Below are 20,095 nucleotides of genomic sequence, written 5' to 3' on the forward strand. Positions count from 1 at the left end.
TTCTATCATTGTATCTAGGTTCATCATATAGTATTCGATACAGTAATAGAAATATAATGCATATGCTTGATGATTCTCAGAAAGTGCAATTAATGCCCCATTAGTGTTTGAGCTATCTGCTCATAGGACATATCGCTGGAAATGTCATAGTTTCCGGGACGGACATAAGGAGCATAATCATTTTCTTCTAAGAAATCGTCAAAATCCATGCTGTCTTCGAGTATGTTGTTTGCTTCTAATTGACCGGCAGCGACACTGCTTGGTTCTCCTTCGTTAATAGTGATGGTTGCGGTAATGACAGCTTCTTCATCTGCCTGTTCTTCAGTCTGATCTTCTTCAGTTGCTTGAGATTCCTCTTCAGCAGCTTCTTCTGTTTCGTTTTTTTCTGAATTTTCTTCGCTTTCAGCGGTTTCTTCTGTTTCACTAGGCTGTTCTGCAGCGACCGGTTGTTCTAATTCCAACTGAGCAATTTTTTCTTCTAAGTAAGTAATGTCTGATTCCAGATCTTTAACCTTTTCTGTTTGGCCACTTGCAGTTGGAGAGTTTGGCATCAGTATCGCGGACATCAGAAGAATCAACCCAGATACAAAGAAGCCAATCGCCAAGATTCTAATATTCTTTTTCGACATCTTTTTTTCCTCTCTTTATCCTATCATTTTGCTGGATCATTATTAATGAATCCCTTCTGAAATATACGTATCGATTGTATGTTGGACAGATGCTTCAGAAATATGCAGATGCTCTGAAATTTCCTTAGCAGACAAACCTTGTGTGAATAAAGTCAGAATATGTCCTTGAGTGATGTTGGTCACTCGATCAGGAAAAGCCGTCTCTGGATTTTGAACTTCAAGTTGTGATTCCAGTGATTGAATTCTTTTATTCAGGCCGTATATCATTTGCACTAAATTTAATGAAACGTCTTCCAATTCTTTATAAGTACCATCATGTTCTTCTTTTTTCATAAAAGAAAAAGCCATTAAGACCGCAGAAATTCCAAAAAGGATTGCTGCAATTAACCATAAATCCATATTATTGTTCCTCCTATTGATTATTAACCTAGTAAATCTTACCACAACCAGGAATAAACAGAAAGATGAGGTTAGTTTTCGTAATAGAAGTAACCATATTGAAAAATAGCAGACCCTAAATGTGTCATTTTGATTTTGTTGGATAAAATTGGAAAAAGATAGCATTTTTTACGAAAACGTGTTATCCTAGTCAAGGCAAAAGACTAGACACTATGGTGTCGTCTTTAATTCAAGAGAGATTGGGAGGGACCATGATGAGAGTAAACGTCACTTTAGAATGTACGGAATGTAAAGAACGCAACTACCTAACTTCAAAAAATAAACGTAACAATGCTGAACGTTTAGAAGTTAAAAAATATTGCCCTAGAGAACAAAAAGTCACCTTACACCGTGAAACTAAATAATTTTTTACAAAGGGGCTGGGAAAAAACCAGCTCTTAATAAACAAAAAGAACAATGAAAACCGTCGGTTTTAGATGGTCTTCATTGTTCTTTTGTCTTTTTTCTGAAGATGTAGAAGTATGTCCTCCTTTTCTTCGGAGTTCGAGGATCAGTTTCGTTAAATTCATGCTCATAAGCATCAAGCCAATGTCATTATGAACGGCTTGATTTCCTCTGACATGAACGCGGCGCATGCCAAAGACACCTTTCATCCGACCAAAAACGGTTTCTACGTCAATCTTTCGCTGTGCATAGATCCGTCTTCCATAATCGCTTTCCAGGTGTGCCTTCGCTTGATGTTTAAAGTATTCCCAATTGTTATTCACCGATGTTTGTCTTTGGTTCTCCTTCGGGGTTTTGGCTAGTGCATTCAGCCCATCATCCATTTGTTCTTTGTCTGCTGTGTACACTTTAAACTGACGCGTATACCCGTGCTCATCCACACGTGTGCTGTAGTGGGTAAAACTAAACCGCACACCGTCCAGATCGGTATAAGCATCTTCTATTTCGTCATAAGACCAATTGTCCCGGCGTTTCGGATCCCGTTTATATTTTTTCTTTTGTTCTGCGTTATACATGCCGTAAGGAATCAAAGGAATCTTTTCATAGTCATCGATGATTGATTCATAGTTTTCTTCACTGCCATATCCAGCATCTGCGACAATATATTTAAATAAGTCCAGTGTAGAAATCACTGATAAAAATGGAAGTAGCGTTCGCGTATCCCTAGGATTTGAAAAGATATCGTAGTCAATGACATATTGATTATTAGAAGCAACTTGAAGATTATAGCCAGGCTTCAATTCACGGTTTTTCATGGGATCTTCTTTCATACACATGAAGGTAGCGTCTTTATCCGTTTTGGAATAACTGTTTCGTCCATCAGGTGATACAAAACATACTCTTTTATCCCGATAAAGCGGTGTGCCTTTTTGAATAGTTCCGGTTTGTCATCTTTCAGCCACATCAGCTTCGCAAGAGGCGACATCGGATAGATCGGTGTCCCAGTCTTTTCATAGATCGACTGACCGTTCGTTTCTTTAAGTTTTGCGGCATAAGCTTCACTGCGCTGATCGGCCCAGATGATCGAAGGCGTCAAAGGTCTCCCTAAAGCGTCCACGGGGATCAGACTATGCATGGCCGCACTAAATGAGATGAGTTGGATCGCTTCTTTGCGTGCTTCTGATTGTTTAAGGAGGCTTTGAATCGACGTGATTACGGCCTGAAAGATCTCATCCGGATCCTGTTCAGACGCCTGCGGTTCGGGATGATACATCGGATAGTCAACCGATGTTTCGCATATACTTTCTCCGTCTTTTGTAAACAGGACCGCTTTTGTACTCGTGGTCCCGATATCTACGCCAATGGCATATGTACTCAACATTTCCCTTCTTCCTGCTTCAGTTTATTACATCTAGTATATCACTCCAGTTAGACTCAGACCATTTTATTGCGACAAAAAAACCTGCAGGACTTCATCTCAAAGTTGCTGTAGGCTTTCTCGTTTTTATTCTATTCTTCGCTTTCAGTGATTTCTACTTCGATACCGAAATGATCACTGACCAAAGGCCCGTTCTCACCGTCAAAAACCACACGATATGTCTCGACCGTTTGTCTTTTGTCAGTAAAAATATAATCGATGCGCTTTTCATCCGGATGATCGCTCCAGCCGTCGATGGCGCTTGAGACCGTGGAACAACCGATCTTTTCTTTTGCTGCAGGATAACTATCTGCCAGGTACGGTGCCGTTTCTTTGACGAAGGCATACCCTTCTCCTTTTATCGACGCTTCATTGTTGAAGTCGCCCATCACTAAAAGGGAGGTTTTCTCGTCGTTTTCAAGCAGGCTGAGCGTTTTATCCCATTCCTGCTTAAATAATTGACGCCCTTCTCCGTCTTCCCACCATGAATAGTGACAGGACAAGACGTTCCAGTTTTTAGACGCCTCTTTGACCGAAGCTTTAAGGACCCGACGTGTATAGTGATGCGTATAATCCTTGCAGTCGGACACTAAAAGACTTTCTGCTTCAAAAGGCACGAGAGAGAGGACAGCGACGCCTTCATCATAGGTATCGTACCCGATATGATTGGCTGTCCAGCTCCAGTAGTACTCAAGCCCCCTCGCCCTTAATTCTTTGACGATAAGAAGGGCGAAGTTGTCGGCTTTGATGTCAACCATCGGATCATCGCCCCCCACTTTGATGAAGAAGGGATCATCAACACTCGCTTTATCCATGGATTGATTGATTTCCTGCAGCGCGACGAATCGGTAGGCTTGTGCTTCGATCCGGTCGACGATCTTTTCGATCTTATCGTACGGGTCTGCTTCCATCCAGGCATGTGTATTCAGGGTCAGTACCTTCATCTTAAACTCTCCTTGACTAAATTAATTGACGTGACCGATCTGGTCAGCTGCTTGAACGTTTCCTTCAGCTGTCAGTTCAAATGACTGCGTTTCTTTCAGGTTCGTAAATACGACCATGATCGACGTGTCTTTGTCTGCTTCTTCGACCTTGCTGCGGTACATCGTTGCCAGTGGCTGTCCGGCTTCTACGGTCTGATCTTCTTCAACTTTCACATCAAAGGCCTGGCCTTTCAGCTCGACTGTATCGATCCCCATGTGGACCAAGACTTCTGTACCTTCAGCTGTTTCCAGACCGATGGCATGCTTGGTCGGGAAGATGCTGCTTACTGTTCCGGAAACCGGTGATACGACGTCATTATCGGAAGGAACGACCGCAAAGCCGTCTCCCATCATTTTCTGAGAAAAGACCTGGTCATTGACTTCTGTTATCGGCAGGATGTGACCGTTTGCGACAGAGTAAATCTTCTGCGCCTTTGATTCAGGTTCTTTTTCTGCTGTCTTATTAGTGACTGGTGTTTCTTTTGTTTCAGCCTGCGTATCGACAGGACGGTCTTCACTGATCGATGAAGCTGGAATGGCTGCATTTGATTCCAGGACATCCAGGATATCTGACTTCAAAACATCGGCTTTTGGCCCGTAGATAGCTTGAACGCCTGTATCTTTATGGACCAGTCCCATGGCGCCGGCTTTCTTCCAGCTGGCTTCAGGACCGACCTTATCGGTATCTTTGACCGTCACACGCAGTCGCGTCATGCAGGCATCGACGTCTGAGATGTTTTCTTTCCCGCCAAGCAGGTGGATGACGTCATAGACCTGCTGAGAAGCATCCACTTCCTTGCCGTTTGAAGAACCGGCGTCTTGCCCGTTGCTTTCATAGTTCCCCATACGACCAGGCGTTGCGTACTTGAATTTCTTGATCAAAAAGTCTGTGATGAAATACATAACGACGGCGAACAGGATGGTGACCCAGATAAAGTTGAACAGGTCCCAGCCAAGGCCGGCCCGAAGAGCCAGCGGTGTACGTGTCAGCAGTTCGATATTACCGAAGGCGTGGATACGCAAAGGGATGATATCTGCCATGGCAAAGGCTAGTCCTTGAACGACTGCATACACACCATAAAGCGGCATCGCGGCAAACATGAACATGAACTCCAGAGGTTCCGTTACACCCGTAAGGAATACAGCAAGCCCAGCTGAAAGATACATGGATTTGTAAGCCTTGCGTTTGTCGGCATCCACATTTCTATACATGGCATAAGCAAGTCCCATCAACGTCCCTGAAGACCCGATCATCTGCCCGACTTTGAACCGTGCTGGAACAAAGTTTTCGATCGCATACTGATACGTGCTGGTGTCGCCGGCTTGATCTAAGTTGACTAAGTCTCTTGCCCATGCAAGCCAGAGTGGATCCTGTCCGAATACCAAAGCGCCTTCCTGTGCGCCGCTCAAGACTTCATACGTTCCACCAAGCGGTGTATAGTTGATCGGTATCGTCAGCATGTGGTGGAGACCAAACGGCAGGAGCAGGCGTTCCAATGTTCCGAATAGGAAAGGCGCCAGAACAGGTGCCGTATCCTGAGATTCAGCGATCCAGACACCGAAGCTGTTGATCCCGCCTTGAATGACTGGCCAGACGACTGCCAAAATAAGCGAGGCGATCAGCGACCAGAGAATAACGACGAAAGGCACGAAACGTTTACCATTGAAGAATGATAAGGCATCCGGCAGTTTTCTAAAGTTGTAGTACTTATTGAAAGCCATGGCTCCCATGAAACCGGCGATGATACCAACGAAAACACCCATGTTAAGTGCCGGTGCTTCAAGCACACTGACAAAATAACCGTCTACTGGGATCTCTGTTCCAAACAGTGTCTGCGTGACTGCTGATTCATCTGCCAGCATGTCCCCCGTCACACCGAAGATCGCTCCGGTGATACGGTTGATCAGGATGAAACTGATACCGGCCGCGAAGGCCCCGCCGGCACGGTCTTTCGCCCAGCTTCCCCCAATTGCCAAAGCAAAGAGGATATGCAGGTTACCGATAATGGCCCAGCCGATGTTTTCGATGACACTTCCGACAGCAACGAGCGCCTGAAGGTCAGGATCGATAAGCGGGATGGAGCCGCCGATACTGATCATCAGTCCGGCTGCCGGCATGACGGCGATAACACCCATCAAGGCCTTGCCGAATTTCTGCCAGAATTCAAAATTCATAATCTTTTTCATGATACTTCTCCTATTCTATAGTTATTGTTCGTCCAGCGGGTAATAGTTTGGATCGTGCCAGACTTTCTGTTTAGCTACTTTGTAGACCCTTGCTTCATAAGGACGCAGAAACATGACTGTATTCTCTTCGTCTCTGACTTTGTAATTGCTCAGTTTCATCTCGCCGAGTTCCAATTCCTCAGTCAGATCAAGTTCTGTCGATTCATTGAAGAGATTCACAAGTACGAGATAAACCACACTGTCGTATGATCTCAGATAGGCATAGACGTGATCATGCTCTTTGGCGATCAGTTCATAGTGACCATAGATAAGGGCAGGCGTGGTCCGTCGCATCTGGATCATTTTTTTATAGTAGTAGTAGATCGAGTCTGGATCATTCAAGGCCTGTTCGACATTGATGTCCGGATAGTTAGGATTCACGCCCAGCCACGGTGTCCCGGTCGTGAAGCCGGCTTCCGGTTCGCTGGACCACTGCATTGGTGTGCGCGAATTATCGCGCCCATTTTTCCAAATGTAAGCCATGATCTCGTCATGCGTTGAACCATTTGCAGTTTCGATCGCGTACATATTCTTCATACCGACATCATCATAGTCCTCGATGGAATCGAACTGGACATTCGTCATGCCGATCTCCTGTCCCTGATAAATAAAGGGTGTACCCTGCATGAAGAAGTAGAAGGTCGCCAGCGCTTTGGCCGATGTCTTTCTCAGATCGCCGTCATTTCCCCAGGTCGATACCGATCGGGCCAGATCGTGATTTTCTATGAACAAAGCATTCCAGCCGCGTCCGTCCAGACCGCGCTGCCAGCGGGTCATCACTTCTTTGAGTTCGTGGATATTCAAACCGTCTCCGTTAGCTCCCCACAGTCCCAAATGCTCGAACTGGAAGATCATATTAAAGTAACCGTTTTCTTCACCGACCCATCTGTCCGCATCCTGGATCGTTACACCATTTGCTTCGCCCACCGTCATCACATCATAGTTTCTGATCGTTCGTTCAGCGAATTCAGACAGGAACAGATCAATACCCGACTGGTTCATATGTCCGTCAAAAGAGGGCACATACTTCTTGTTCAAGGGGTTGGGCATATTGGGGAAGCCGTTTTTCTTCTTGATGTGCGAGATCGCATCGACACGAAAGCCGTCGATCCCCTTGTCCAGCCACCAGTTGACCATTATATACAGTTTTTCGCGGACTTCTGCATTTTCCCAGTTCAAGTCCGGCTGTTTTTTTGAAAAGACATGCATATAGTATTCCTTGGACTGCTCGTCATACTCCCAGACTGATCCGCCGAAGATCGATTCCCAGTTATTGATATCGGAACCGTCAGGTGTGCCCGGGTGCCAGATATAATAATCTCGGTAAGGGCTGTCTTTAGACGAACGCGCTTCAACGAACCATTCATGTTCATCCGACGTATGATTGATGACCAGGTCCATGATGATCTTCATGCCGCGTTTATGTGTTTCTTCGAGCAGCTCATTGAAATCATTCATCGTGCCGAATTCATCCATGATCGCGTGGTAATCGCTGATGTCATAACCGTTGTCGTCGTTGGGCGACTGATAGATCGGACTGACCCAGATCACTTCGATACCCAAGTCCTTTATGTAATCGAGCTTTTCGATGATCCCGCGAAGGTCACCGACACCGTCTCCATTGGAATCATAAAAACTGCGAGGGTATATTTGATACGCCACAGCTTTCTTCCACCATTGTTTCTTCATTTCTCTTTTTCACTCTCCTATGAAAACGTTAATATTTTTCTGGTTGGTTAAGCTTGTCTAGACATCCGGTATTTTTTTAACATCACCTATCATATAGTCTGGAATAGAATCATTCAATAATAATCCCAATGTTATCGGTATCATTCTGCACACATGAAGGCAGAATATCTCTTTGAAGTCGTTTGGGATGAAAAATGCTGATTTTCATAACTAAAAAAGGCTCCCGCTTTTGGCAGGAAACTTACATGTACTAGACACTGATCACTATTCTTTACTTTTATCACAACTTAATCAAGGGTGCTCGTAAAAACCTTCTTCTGTCATTTCCATATCGGTGAACTGATTTTATGCATCGAACGAATAAAAGCGAAGGCCGCTTAACTAGCTGTTCGCTAATCTGTACACACGCGCTTCATAAGGTCCCAACTGCATTGAGGGATTCAGTTCATCGATCAACGAATAATTAGACAGAAGCAGCTCTTCAATCTCTAAATCATCACTCAGCCTGATCTCTGTGGCCGCATTGAATAGGTTAACGATGACAGCATAACGCACATTCTTGTATAGTCTCAGATACGCAAAAACGTGCGGGTGAGCTTCAGCGATCAGTTCATATGATCCGTATATAAGGGCCGGCGTATGTTTTCTCAGTTTGATCATTTTTTTGTAGTAATTCAGTATCGAATCCGGATCTTTTACCGCTTCTTCGACGTTGATATCCGGGTAATTAGGGTTCACGCCAAACCAGGGCGTCCCGGTCGTGAAGCCAGCCTGGGGCGCGCTCGACCACTGCATGGGTGTTCGTGCATTATCGCGCCCATTCTTCCAGATATAGCTCATCATTTCTTCATAAGACATGCCGTTCTTTGTTTCATGTTCGTACAAGTTGATCAGACCCGTATCATTGTAAGTTTCAATCGAGTCAAAGCGCACATTCGTCATGCCGATCTCCTGGCCCTGATAGATGAAGGGCGTCCCCTGCATAAAGAAGTAGAAGGTCGCGAAGGCTTTTGCAGACGTTTTTCTAAAAGCATTATCTTCGCCCCAAGTCGAAACACTTCTAGGCTGATCATGATTTTCGATAAAGAGCGCATTCCAGCCCTGTCCCTCAAGACCTTTCTGCCATTTCGTCATGGCCTTCTTCAGCTCGTCCATATTCAGCTCGCCGTCTTTGGCTTTCCAAAGTCCAAGATGATCAAATTGAAAGATCATGTTAAAATACCCGTCTTCTTCTCCGATCCAGTGTCTCGCCTCTTCAAACTTAGCCCCACCGGCTTCTCCGACTGTCATGACATCATAGTTTTTGATCGTCCGTTCGACAAATTCGGACAGAAATGCATCGATACCAGGCTGATTCGCATGCCCGGAATTTGAAGGGACGAATGTCCTATTTTTCGGATTCGGCAAATCAGGATACCCTTTTTTCTTTTTGATATGGGTAATAGCGTCGACCCTAAAGCCGTCGATCCCTTTCTCGAGCCACCAGTTGGTCATTTCATAGAGTCGTTTTCCCACCCGAGGATTTTCCCAGTTCAGATCCGGTTGTTTTTTCGAAAAGATATGCATGTAGTATTCACCAGTCTGCTCGTCATATTCCCAGACCGAGCCGCCGAAGAAGGATTCCCAGTTGTTGACTGGCGACCCATCCGGCTTGCCCGGCTGCCAAATATAAAAGTCACGATAATGATTGTCTTTAGACGAACGGGATTCTAAGAACCATTCGTGTTCATCTGAAGTATGATTGATCACCAGATCCAGGATGATCTTCATGCCGCGGTCATGGACTTCTTTAAGCAGCTCGTCAAAATCAGCCATCGTCCCGAAATCATCCATGATGTCATAGAAATCACTGATATCGTAACCATTATCATCATTGGGCGACTGATAGATCGGGTTGATCCAGATAACGTCGATGCCCAAGTCTTTTAAATAATCAAGTTTCTGTATAATGCCCTGCAGGTCACCGATCCCGTCCCCATTGGAATCATAAAAGCTGCGCGGGTATATCTGATATGCAACGGCTTCTTTCCACCACTGTTTTTTTATTTTGCTAGTTCCTCCCCGATGTTGACGATATTATTGTCTGTGTAATCAAACTTTTTGAAATTTTCTGTTTATTTAAACCTAAACTTATCTTATAGTCCGAAAGCGATCTATTCAACAGTAATTTCGCTACTGAGTTCCGGCTATTCGCCTCTATTACAGGAACTCGTGTCGGATGCTCGCTCTCAGTTCCGGCTATTCACCTCTATATCCAGGACTCGCGTCGGATGCTCGCCTTGAGTTCCGGTTATCAGCCTCTATTACAGGAACTCGCTGACCATTCTGCCCTTGAGTTAAGGCTATAGAGCGTTATAACCCGAACTCGCTTCAAGATTCCTGATCGAGTTACGGCTATTCAAAAATCTAAGCCTCTAAAAAGACAGCCGAACTTGAAATTTGGCGGATCTTTCTTTTCAATGTTGTCAATAGTCGTCCAAAGACGACTATTTCCCTTCTTAAAAGCCCCTTAAACAGAAAAAAGCTCTGGGTTCAGCCAGAGCTTTCCTCATTCACATGATTCACATCTCGTTACTTGTTTTGACCCGGCGCTTTGCAGCTCGGGTTATCTTTCTGTGGTTTGTTCTGTCTTCCCGGTGCGTGATCTCTCGGGTGACCGTCTTGCTGGCCAGGTGCTGAGTCACGTGGGTGACCGTCCTGTTTTCCAGGTGCTGAATCACTAGGATGTTCAGGTTCTTCAGTCATGTCTCTTTCTGTAAACAAGACGACGGAAGCAGTCAAAGCATCCAGTGTGACTGTATTTTCAGAAATTTCGACACCCTCCGGATCGCTGACCGGACGTGTGCCGGCTTCTTTGCCGTCAACCAGGATATACCCGTCAGTCAAGTCTGTGTCCAGGGTCAGCGTACGTTCTTCGTCGTCCGCATTGACCATGACCAGGTAGCTGTCGCCGTTTGAATCTTCGGCGCGGTAGACGATGACCAGATCATTGTCTGCCACTTCAGGTACGTCGACTAAGGTCACCATTTCAGCGATCTCTTCCATCGTTCCTTTACTGAAGGCATCCGTGCTGCGACGCAGTGCGATCAGTCCGGCGGTATAGTCTTTCGTTTGTGTGTGGACCGGATAAGCGTCTTCATCCGTGACCTTGTTCCAGTCAAAGCGGTTGATGATATCCGTTGAGTCGTAGGAATCATGAATGAAGTACGGATACTCGAACGGTTCGCCGTCAGAATCAGTGATGAAGGTCGACTTGTAAGGAACCTGGTCTTCAGACACGGGTTCAATGAAGTCGGGATCACGGAACTGCTTGGTGCGGCCGTATTCCTGACCGGCATGAATGAACGGTGTGCCTTGTGCCGTCAGGACCATCAGGTTGCCTAAACGGATACGTTCGTGGATCTCTTCTTCATGCAGAGCCGGGTCTTTCTGGATCGACTGAGCGATCACGTCATGCAGCGTCAGATTGTCATGAGCGGCAATATAAGGAACAACGTCGCCCGGATCATCAGCTGTGAAGTTCTCAGGATTTGCGGTCAGGTTATCAAAGATACGCTGGACTGAACGGGCTCCACCTGTCAGGAAGCGCGGTTCGCCTTCACTGCCGAAGCCGGATTTCAGTTCGTTTCGCATGTCGTCTGAGAAGGAAGCGACGCCGTCCGTGTGCTGCATCCAATCCTGGTCAGCCGGCATAACATCTTCGTAACCTTCGTCACCGGCAAACGTGCGCCAGCCTTCACCGATCATCAGGATGTTCGGATTCAATGCTTTCGCTTCATCGTAAGCCATCTGGATACTTTCTGCGTCATGGTCGCCCATCATGTCGAAGCGGAAGCCATCGACTTTGAATTCCTCCACCCAGTATGTGATCGAATCGACGAGGATCCGGCGGGACATCGCATGGGTCGTTCCCAGACGTCCGCCGCCAAAGCTTTCGCGTGACGTGCCGTCTGCATCCATGAAGTGGTAGTAATTCGGTTCAAGATCCTCGAAAATACTTGTGCGTGCCGTATGGTTGTAAACCACGTCTAGGATGACACCCATATCGCGCTCGTGGATCTCAGCGATCAAATTCTTGAATTCTTCAATGCGTTTTTCAGGATCTTCCGGATTTTCCGAATACATCCCTGTCAGGGAGAAGTAGCTCTGCGGGTCATAGCCCCAGTTATAGTTCGTGTCTGTTGAGGCATAGTCCAGCAGTCTTTCGCCGTTTTCAAATTCATTGGCGAAGAAGTAGCTCATCACTGGCAGCAGCTGGACATGGGTCACGCCCAGACTTTCGATGTAGTCCAGTTTCTCCACAAAGGCGCTGAACGTACCGAACTGACTGTTTAGTTCATCAGCGATCTCGGGGTCAGACGTAAAGTCTCTGACATGGATCTCATAAATGATCGCATCTTCGCGTTTTTCATAACCGTTGATATTGGCGTAATCAAGTTCCGGTCCAAGTTGGCTCGGATTCACAATCGCCGCTTTGCCGATCGTGCTGTCCGGATCACTGCTGTTCCAGGCGGCCATCGAACGGGCATAAGGGTCTAGTGCCAGCACGGTCTCGCCGTCGCGCTCGATCGCAAAGTGGTAGTAATAGCCTGTGAGATCGTCGATCCCCGTCGTGTCGGCATTAAGTTCAACTTCCCAGACACCGGAATCTTTTGCAGTCATTCGGATATCGTCACTAACGACAGTATCTTGATCGTCTTTGTCATAAAGGACGACACGGACGTCATCCGCACTTGGCGACCAGACTTTGAGTGTAGCTGTTCCGTCTTCTCTCAAATCAAGTCCCAACTCGCCGTCATAGGCATACAGGGCATCTTTCAGTCGCCAGCCCATCAGTGCGTCGACTGATTTCTCGTCAAAGCTGACGGTATAAGGAGCGTTCGCTACTGAAAAATCACCGGTCAAAGTGACTGCATTTTTTTCTGCATCGATACTGATCGCATCGATCGTCACTGCTTCATTATTGCCATCTGTCAGTGCCAGTTTTTCTCTGATTGTCTCTTCTGTTAGCCCTTCGACCGTATGGAAGAAGACGAGGGTTTCTGTTTCAGAAATCAGTTCGGCTCTGTCCATGCCGGCCTGGCTGGCATAGTATGGATTCGTATAAATCGTTTCGTCACCTTCTCTAATAAAGACTTGTGTGTGTTCGGCTGCTTCTGTAAACATGTAATCCCCGGACTGTTCACCTGATTCTTTGTTCAGAAACAGGAAGCCGACAGAACCAGCATCTTCAGTCAGCGGCACATCGAAATAAGCGCCGTTGTCGCCGAGTGTAGCGAGATCATGCGCGCCAGTCGGCCAGTCGCTTGTCGGTTCCAGGACATCTTCCCACGTCCAAAGAGCCCAGCCGTCGTAATCTGCTTCTTGACGGCTATAGTTGACACGCAGAATGTCGTCAGCCAGAGGTTCGTAGGGATAGATCGCGTAGTCCGCATCCACCCAGGCTTCATTCATATTTGGAGTCAGGAGACGGACGCTCATCTCCCCTGTCAGGTTGGCCCCTACTGTGTCGTTGATCAAAAAGCCGATCAGCTCTGGATTTTCTGCCAGTTCGATGTCCAGGTAGTAGCCGTAGTCTGTTTCAATAGCGTCCCCAAAAGACAAGGCACCAGTCGGCCAGTTTTCAGAAGGAGCCGCTACATCTTCCCAAATCCAAAGACCCAGAGTTTCCGGATCAGTTGACGGAAGGCTTTCAAAATGGAGACGAAAAAAGCCGTCCTCGATTTCAGTTTCTTCAGTCTGTCCGTCTTCGTCCGGCGCACTGACTTCTTCAGAAAGCAGTTCCCCGTTTTCGACAGTCAATAATGCAGTCCCGCCGTCTGAAAGGGCTGGGATCGTAAAGGTCAGGCTGTAAGTCCCGTCCTCTTCCATTGCCTGCATGGTTTCAAGTGAATAATGATCGGTCAGCTGAGCTTCAGCTGTAGTCGTTTCCACTGTGATGGTCTGCGGTTCTTCCGAGACATTGAAGGCCATGTAGACAGACTCATCTTCAAGTGAACGTTCCACCATCAGCCATTCGTCATCATTTGAGCCCAAGAAGGTTTCACGGTCCCCGCGTGCCAGCAGTTCACTGTTATCGATTCTGAATGATAGCAGCTTCTGATAGTGGTCCAGAACCCCGTTGTTTTCGACTTGGTCCCAGCCAAGATTATAGCGGTTGTCATATTCCGGCCAGTTGTTGGCGCCACTTTGACCCAGTTCTTCCCCGTAGTAAATGACGGGCTGACCTTTAGCTGTCATCTGCAGGGATGCGGCTAGTTTCAGTTTCCCTTCATCGTTGCCTTGAGAATACAGGAAGCCGTCTTCGTCGTGACTGCCTAAAAACTGTCCCAGGGTTGCATTGCTTGAAAGACTGGCGTTACGCTCGATCAGCGTATCGTTGGCTGTTTCCAGATTCCCTCCGGCGAAAGCAGCTGCCACATTCTTGAAGCCAAAGTCAAGCAGACTGTCCATCATGCCTGTCTCAAGGTAGCCGTGGTCGCTGATGTAGTTCGCCCCCCAGGATTCCCCGATCAGCTTGAAGGACGGGTCTTTTTCGACTAATTCATTTTTAAAGTGCTGCCAGGTCGTATCGTCGACGTGCTTGACGGTATCAACGCGGTAGCTTGAAATAGCATTGCCCTGTGCCGTTGTTGATTTTTCGACCCAGGAAGACTGCCACTGGACCAGCTGTTCGCGGACATCCTGACGCTCTGTTTCAAAGTCAGGCAGACCGGACAGTTCCATTTTCAGGTCCCCGGCACCAGATGTTTCTCTCAGCATGCCGTCAAAGACTTGACGGTCTTCATTTGTCGGATAGCCTTCGGGCGCATTCTCCGTGCTGTCGGTCGGATGCATACCGTAGCCTGCATGGTTCAGGACCACGTCGACCATGATGTCGATGCCGCGGGCTGCCGCTTCATCGATCAGGGTATGAAACTCGTCAAGGGTACCCAGGTGCGGATTCAACTCTTCAAAATCCTGCGCCCAGTAGCCGTGGTAGGCATAATAAGCGCCTTCTGGGACATCCGTATTGACGTCATGTGCAACGTTTTCGACGATCGGTGTTACCCAGATCGTTGATACGCCTAAGTCGTCCAGATAGTCCAGATTTTCGGTGACTCCTTTGAAGTCCCCGCCCTGGTATGCCCCGCGCGAATTATCTGCGTTTGCGTAATCCAGACCGTACGGATCATTGTTCAATTTGTCGCCGTCTGCAAAGCGGTCAGTAAGCATGAAGTAAATAATCTCTTCATCCCAGTCGCGCTCGCCTTCAGCCTTGTTTCTGGCTTCGATCGTCACGTCTGCTTGTGTGCTGTAGCGTCCGTTGTTCTCGTCCCAGACACTGACAGGGATCGTATAGGTCCCCGGCTGAACGGTATGGTCAGCTGACAAAGTGACTCGGTTGAGTTCAGGCGAGATAGCCAGGTCGCTTGGACCGCCGATCGCTGAGGCATCCGCCTCGATACGGTCGATAGCCAGATCTGAGTTGTTCGTTATCGTGACATCAAGAAGTCCGTGTTCATTGTAGTCGAATGAGCGGTCGACAGCAGCTTCTAAAGTGATGTCAGCTGTGCCTTCTGATTCTTCAGGAGTCTCTTCTTCTGTTGTTTCAGAGAGATAAAAAGGATTCGTAAAAGCCTGATCAGGTTTTTCATCGGTGACAAAGACCTGATTCTGTGTGTCGAAGGCGTCAAAAGACAGATCCCCCGTCAGTTTCACATCATCCTGTGTCCTGTCAACGATCAGAAAGCCAAAGCTCCCTGCGTCTTCGTTGACTGGGATATCAACGTAAGCCCCGTGCTTCCCGGTCTGATCAGCTGCAAAAGGGACGGCTTCAGTCGGCCAGTCGTTCGGCTGGTTCGGTGCATCGCCCCAGAACCAGACGCCGAGATCGTCATAGTTGACTGCATCGTTTTCGTAATGAACGCGCAGCGTCGGTGTCTCAAAATCGATGGGTTCATAGTAGTAGACCGAGCCGTCTTCTCTTACCCACACATCTTCGACTTCCGAATGGATACTCAAGGTGACATCTTCTTCGATGTATTTCGATTCATCTCCGAAGACAGGAATAAATCCGATTTCTTCAGCATCGTCTGTTATTTCGATGTCCTGATAATAGCCGAAATCGGTCGCCTGTTCTTCACTGAACAGTGACCCGTTCGGCCAGCCTTGACCGCTGTCATCTGAGGACTGCAGGACGTCTCCCCACAACCAGAGTGACAGCGCATTGTCGATCGACTCGGTTTCCAGATGGATGCGCACCGTTCGTTTCTCTTCCGCCTGAACTTGTGAGACAAACGGAAAAATGCCGGCAAACGTCTGAAAGAGTAAAACGACTGCAAAAAACGCGGAAAAGAAAGTTCTTGAATTTCTATTCATGTGCTTCTCCCCTTCAAAGTAATTGTTAACGCTATCATTGTTTACAAAAAATAACTCTCCCCACAGTTGATGTAAGGAGAGTATTTAATTTTAAAGATGATTTAACCTTTCGTCGCACCGGAAGCCAGACCAGAAATAAGGTACTTCTGAAGCATCAGGTAAACTGTTGCGATAGGGATTGCAATAAGAACTGCACCAGCAGCAAAGCGACTGAAGTTGTTTGAGAACTGTGCATTAACGAAGTTATATAATCCAAGCGCTACAGTAAAGTTCTCCGGAGTTCTTAAGACGATACGCGGCAGGATAAAGTCCATGAATGGTGTCATGAAGTTGAACAAGGCAACCACGGATAAGATCGGTTTAGCCAGCGGCAGAAGGATCTGGAAAAAGATCCTGAAGTGCCCCGCGCCGTCCATTTTGGCCGATTCGTCGAGTGATTTTGGTAAAGTATCAAAGTATCCTTTGACCAGGAACGCGTTCATCGGAATACCTCCACCGACGTAGATCAGTATCAGTCCCCATAAGTTATCCAATAATCCAATGGTGTTAAGCAGGATGTAAAGGGCCACCATCGCCATGAGTACCGGGAACATCTGCAGGAGCAGGAAGGCATACAAGCCGTTTTTACGTCCTCGGAAACGGTAGCGTGAGAAAGCATAGGCGATAAAGCTGACTGCTAGAGTCGTTACAACTGTTACGACAGTGGAAACGAACAATGTGTTTCGGTACCAGAGCAAGTAGTCACTTCTTGGACTAGTAAACAGCCATCTGAAATTTTCCAGCGACCAGTTTTCCGGAGAAAGTGAAGCTGTATAAAGGTTGCTTGTGGTGTTCATCGACATCGCGAACGCCCAGTAGAGCGGATACGCAATGATGATGAACATTACGGCTAATATCAAGTAGATGAGAGCAACTTCGAAGCGGCTTTTATTTTTACGACTAAGCTTTTGTTTGCTTCCATTGTTGGATTTGTTTTTCATTACATGTTCCCCTCCTCTTTGAATGAACGTGAACGTCTGAATTGGAAGAATGCAAAAGTCGCAACGATGATTCCCAAAATCAATGAAATGGCAGCAGCCATACTGAACTGCGAGTTGGTAAAGGTCAAGTTATATACCCATGAAATAAGTATGTCGGTTCCGCCGGCATTTTGTCCACGGATGGCAGGACCACCTTCATTGAATAAGTAAATAATATTGAAGTTATTGAAGTTGAATGTGTATTGCGTCAAGAGCAGTGGCCCAGTCGCAAACATCAAATGCGGGAACGTAATGTTTGTAAATTTCTGCCAGCGTGAGGCACCATCCATCTCGGCTGCTTCATACCAGTCAGAGGAGATCCCTTGAAGAACGCCTGAAAACAGGGCGTAGACATAAGGGAAGCCGAGCCAGACTTGAATCATGATGATTGCAATACGACTCCACATGACATTTGTCATCCATGGTATCGTTATATTGAATAACGGTTGTATAATATCATTATTGATTGCACCGAAATTATCGTTGAATAATGCAGAGAAAATGATAATTGTAACAAAGCCTGGTACAGCCCAAGGTAAAATCAGGACAGTACGAATCAGTTTTTTGAATTTGACACGTTTGTCATTCGTCAAGATAGCAAGGAACATCGCAAGAGCAATCTGTAATGTTGTTGCGACGAAGGTCCAGGTCAGCGTCCATGATAGAACACTGATAAACGTGTCACGCCATTCTGACAATGTCACTAAACGGATAAAGTTTTCAAATCCGACCCACTGCAGCAAGTTCCGCGGTGGTGCATTATAGAGATTGTAGTTTGTGAAAGCTAAGAATCCCATAAAGAGCAGTGGCAGGATCACTACAAAAATCAGAAGTAAAAATCCAGGTCCAATAAGGACATACGGGAAAGAGGTGTCCCATGAGTTACGGAAATTCTCCATCACACCGCCGGGTTTCCATCCATCTCTGATTTTCTGTGCCTCAACTTTCGCATCCTGGATATTCGTCCAGTATAAAGCCGCATAAATCACAGTAAAGATCAGTGCCAGTATTCCTTCGATCAGGAAGACTCGCGAATCATCCACTCGCGCTTCATTCCCTAAGGTCACAAGACCTTGCAGGCCGTCGGCAACAAAGCCGAACATAACGATTGCAAAAGCTGCAAACAGAACGAACAGTACCAGACCTTTCCATTTTCTTTTATTGTAAATTTGTCCCATTCCCGGAATGATCGACAGAAGCATAGCCTTTTGGGGGCTGTGATCCGGATTAGCGACCCGTGTCTGGGATGGGTTGTTTTTGTTTTCGTCAGTAGCCATAATTTCTCTCCTTCTACTAGCCCAATAGCAGTCACTTATGTCTGCAGAGTTGTCGTATACAGCTCTATATACATAAACAACTAATAGGAAGAAAGAGACTGAGTCTATAACTGCTCAATCTCCTCTTTCAAATTAGCATGACGTTACGCTGTTACTCTGTTTATTGACCCATTATTGAAATTTCTGATTCGATTATTTCAACTGCTTCGTCTAATACTTCCTGTACATCGTCACCTTGTTGGACGAATGTTAATGCGTCATTAATTGGTTCCCAAACTTGAGACATTTCTGGAATGTTTGGCATTGGATGTGCATTTTGAGTCTGTGCAAAGATCGGTGCCATCAATTCATCTTCGATTTCAACAGCAGTATGTGCAGGCAGTTCACCGGCTACTTCATAGTAAGTTTCTGAACTTTCTGCATTTGTCATGAACAAGGCTAGCTCAGTTGCCCAGTATTCATTTTCAGTGTAGTAGTTGACTAACCAGCCTTTGTTTCCTGAGAATGAGTTCAATGGTTCGCCGTCCTGCGTTGGCAGTTCTGCAGCCATCAAGCTGTCTCCAAGAGCTTCCTGATAGTCTGGAATTGCCCAAGGGCCGTTGATGATCATGCCGACTTGACCGTCCTGGAATAAGCTGTTAGCTACTTCAAGGTCAGTACCTTGAGGCATAAGTCCATCTTCGAACCAGCCTTGGATTCTTTCTACAGCAGAAACAGCTTCAGGTGTGTTCAAGCCGATGTCTGATGTGTCATAAGAACCGTCTTCGTTCTGTGCAAAGATGTAGCCGCCGTCAGCAGTGATGAACGGGTAAGTGAAGTACAAGTCTGCGGCATTCATCATGAAGCCGTATTGTTCACCTTCAGTCAGTTCAGCTGCCGTTTCTGTCAGGTCTTCCATCGTTTCAGGTGCTTCAGAAACTAGGTCTGTATTGATGAACAGGCCGTAAGTTTCAACAACAGCTGGAATACCGTACTGTGCGCCGTCGTAGCTGAATGCATTGACAGCTTCTTCGTTGTACTCGCCTAAGCGTTCCATTTGATCATCTGTCAGGTTAAGTTCTGCAGCTAAACCTTGCAGGTGGATATCACCCATACGGTCATGCGGCTGGAAGAACAGGTCTGGACCTTGTCCACTTGGTGCATCCAAGCTCATACCTTCCGTTTGTTCAAGCATGTTGTAGGGTGTGATTTCTACGTCGATACCGTATTCTTCTGTAAAGTTCGCAGTGATTTCATCGTAAGCATTTAATTGCGCTTCTTCATCGTTAACCCAAATATGTAGCGATTCAGGTTTTTCAGGAGCGTTTTCAGCTGTTTCTTCTGACGTTCCCTCTTCTGTTGTTGCTTCTTCAGTCGTATCTCCTGAAGTATCTTCTGAATCTGTGTTGTCTCCTGTTCCACATGCTGCAAGTAATCCAGCAGTTGAAAGCAGTAACATTCCTTTGTACCATAATTTCTTATCTAACATTTTGTTGCCTCCTATTTTTTTATATTTGTTGCTTGTTCCTTATCTCAGCTTTTCAAACAGCAGGAAAAGGCTTTCTAAATTCCCGTTCGTTTAGAAAAGATGTTGTAAGTGATTACATTCTAACTATAATAGGTTTTAATAACGGTTTCAATTGTTTCTTCAATGTTACCGGTATCAGGATTA

General features: G+C 46.4%; 12 protein-coding genes and 1 pseudogene. 1 reads left to right on the top strand and 12 read right to left on the bottom strand.

The window, feature by feature from the left end; all coding sequences use genetic code 11:
• Positions 1-89 precede the first annotated feature (89 nt).
• The gene (locus B6F02_RS06385; protein ID WP_080146531.1) at positions 90-629 is read right to left on the bottom strand and encodes a hypothetical protein; all 540 of its coding nucleotides are present in this window, start codon (positions 627-629) and stop codon (positions 90-92) included.
• A gap of 42 nt (positions 630-671) precedes the next feature.
• Positions 672-1,028: a helix-turn-helix domain-containing protein gene (locus B6F02_RS06390; protein WP_080146532.1), complete on the bottom strand. Its 357-nt coding sequence runs from the start codon at positions 1,026-1,028 to the stop codon at positions 672-674.
• Between the two features lie 254 nt (positions 1,029-1,282).
• On the opposite strand from B6F02_RS06390, the gene rpmG reads away from it, so the two are divergent.
• Complete coding sequence (gene rpmG / locus B6F02_RS06395; RefSeq protein WP_080146533.1) at positions 1,283-1,432, top strand: 50S ribosomal protein L33; 150 nt, start codon at positions 1,283-1,285, stop codon at positions 1,430-1,432.
• A 33-nt stretch (positions 1,433-1,465) separates the two neighbouring features.
• Here rpmG and B6F02_RS06400 read toward each other — a convergent pair.
• The 10 genes and pseudogenes from B6F02_RS06400 to B6F02_RS06445 all read right to left on the bottom strand — a co-directional run.
• Positions 1,466-2,353 (bottom strand): annotated as a pseudogene (locus B6F02_RS06400) (transposase); the annotation flags it as partial.
• Complete coding sequence (locus tag B6F02_RS06405) at positions 2,299-2,853, bottom strand: FGGY family carbohydrate kinase (RefSeq protein WP_080146535.1); 555 nt, start codon at positions 2,851-2,853, stop codon at positions 2,299-2,301. The pseudogene B6F02_RS06400 and the gene B6F02_RS06405, both read right to left, overlap by 55 nt.
• A 128-nt stretch (positions 2,854-2,981) precedes the next feature.
• Positions 2,982-3,833, bottom strand: a complete 852-nt coding sequence (locus B6F02_RS06410; protein ID WP_080146536.1) for an endonuclease/exonuclease/phosphatase family protein — start codon at positions 3,831-3,833, stop codon at positions 2,982-2,984.
• Positions 3,834-3,854: 21 nt separating this feature from the next.
• Entirely contained in the window at positions 3,855-6,059 is a 2,205-nt protein-coding gene (locus tag B6F02_RS06415; RefSeq protein WP_080146537.1) for a PTS transporter subunit IIBC, read from the bottom strand.
• A 21-nt stretch (positions 6,060-6,080) separates the two neighbouring features.
• Positions 6,081-7,787, bottom strand: a complete 1,707-nt coding sequence (locus B6F02_RS06420; protein ID WP_080146538.1) for an alpha-glucosidase — start codon at positions 7,785-7,787, stop codon at positions 6,081-6,083.
• 381 nt (positions 7,788-8,168) lie between these two features.
• Positions 8,169-9,833, bottom strand: coding sequence for a glycoside hydrolase family 13 protein (locus B6F02_RS06425; RefSeq protein WP_080146539.1), 1,665 nt, complete (start codon positions 9,831-9,833; stop codon positions 8,169-8,171).
• A gap of 525 nt (positions 9,834-10,358) precedes the next feature.
• Complete coding sequence (locus B6F02_RS06430; RefSeq protein WP_080146540.1) at positions 10,359-16,148, bottom strand: pullulanase; 5,790 nt, start codon at positions 16,146-16,148, stop codon at positions 10,359-10,361.
• Positions 16,149-16,249: 101 nt separating this feature from the next.
• Positions 16,250-17,128, bottom strand: a complete 879-nt coding sequence (locus tag B6F02_RS06435) for a sugar ABC transporter permease (protein ID WP_080146541.1) — start codon at positions 17,126-17,128, stop codon at positions 16,250-16,252.
• Positions 17,128-18,444, bottom strand: a complete 1,317-nt coding sequence (locus B6F02_RS06440; protein ID WP_080146542.1) for a sugar ABC transporter permease — start codon at positions 18,442-18,444, stop codon at positions 17,128-17,130. The genes B6F02_RS06435 and B6F02_RS06440 overlap by 1 nt, the downstream gene beginning before the upstream one ends.
• A gap of 160 nt (positions 18,445-18,604) precedes the next feature.
• Positions 18,605-19,912 carry a sugar ABC transporter substrate-binding protein gene (locus B6F02_RS06445; protein WP_080146543.1) on the bottom strand — a complete coding sequence of 436 codons (1,308 nt, stop codon included), beginning with the start codon at positions 19,910-19,912 and terminating at the stop codon, positions 18,605-18,607.
• Between the last annotated feature and the right edge of the window lie 183 nt (positions 19,913-20,095).

This window comes from Marinilactibacillus piezotolerans (assembly GCF_900169305.1).
Taxonomy (GTDB): Bacteria; Bacillota; Bacilli; order Lactobacillales; family Carnobacteriaceae_A; genus Marinilactibacillus; species Marinilactibacillus piezotolerans_A.

What these genes read in the sequence shown, in the direction of transcription:
- B6F02_RS06390 (WP_080146532.1), bottom strand. Translation starts at nt 1,028, where the DNA reads ATGGATTTATGGTTAATTGCAGCAATCCTTTTTGGAATTTCTGCGGTC.
- B6F02_RS06445 (WP_080146543.1), bottom strand. Translation starts at nt 19,912, where the DNA reads ATGTTAGATAAGAAATTATGGTACAAAGGAATGTTACTGCTTTCAACT.
- B6F02_RS06430 (WP_080146540.1), bottom strand. Translation starts at nt 16,148, where the DNA reads ATGAATAGAAATTCAAGAACTTTCTTTTCCGCGTTTTTTGCAGTCGTT.
- B6F02_RS06415 (WP_080146537.1), bottom strand. Translation starts at nt 6,059, where the DNA reads ATGAAAAAGATTATGAATTTTGAATTCTGGCAGAAATTCGGCAAGGCC.
- B6F02_RS06440 (WP_080146542.1), bottom strand. Translation starts at nt 18,444, where the DNA reads ATGGCTACTGACGAAAACAAAAACAACCCATCCCAGACACGGGTCGCT.
- B6F02_RS06405 (WP_080146535.1), bottom strand. Translation starts at nt 2,853, where the DNA reads ATGTTGAGTACATATGCCATTGGCGTAGATATCGGGACCACGAGTACA.
- B6F02_RS06410 (WP_080146536.1), bottom strand. Translation starts at nt 3,833, where the DNA reads ATGAAGGTACTGACCCTGAATACACATGCCTGGATGGAAGCAGACCCG.
- B6F02_RS06385 (WP_080146531.1), bottom strand. Translation starts at nt 629, where the DNA reads ATGTCGAAAAAGAATATTAGAATCTTGGCGATTGGCTTCTTTGTATCT.
- B6F02_RS06435 (WP_080146541.1), bottom strand. Translation starts at nt 17,128, where the DNA reads ATGAAAAACAAATCCAACAATGGAAGCAAACAAAAGCTTAGTCGTAAA.
- rpmG (WP_080146533.1), top strand. Translation starts at nt 1,283, where the DNA reads ATGAGAGTAAACGTCACTTTAGAATGTACGGAATGTAAAGAACGCAAC.
- B6F02_RS06420 (WP_080146538.1), bottom strand. Translation starts at nt 7,787, where the DNA reads ATGAAGAAACAATGGTGGAAGAAAGCTGTGGCGTATCAAATATACCCT.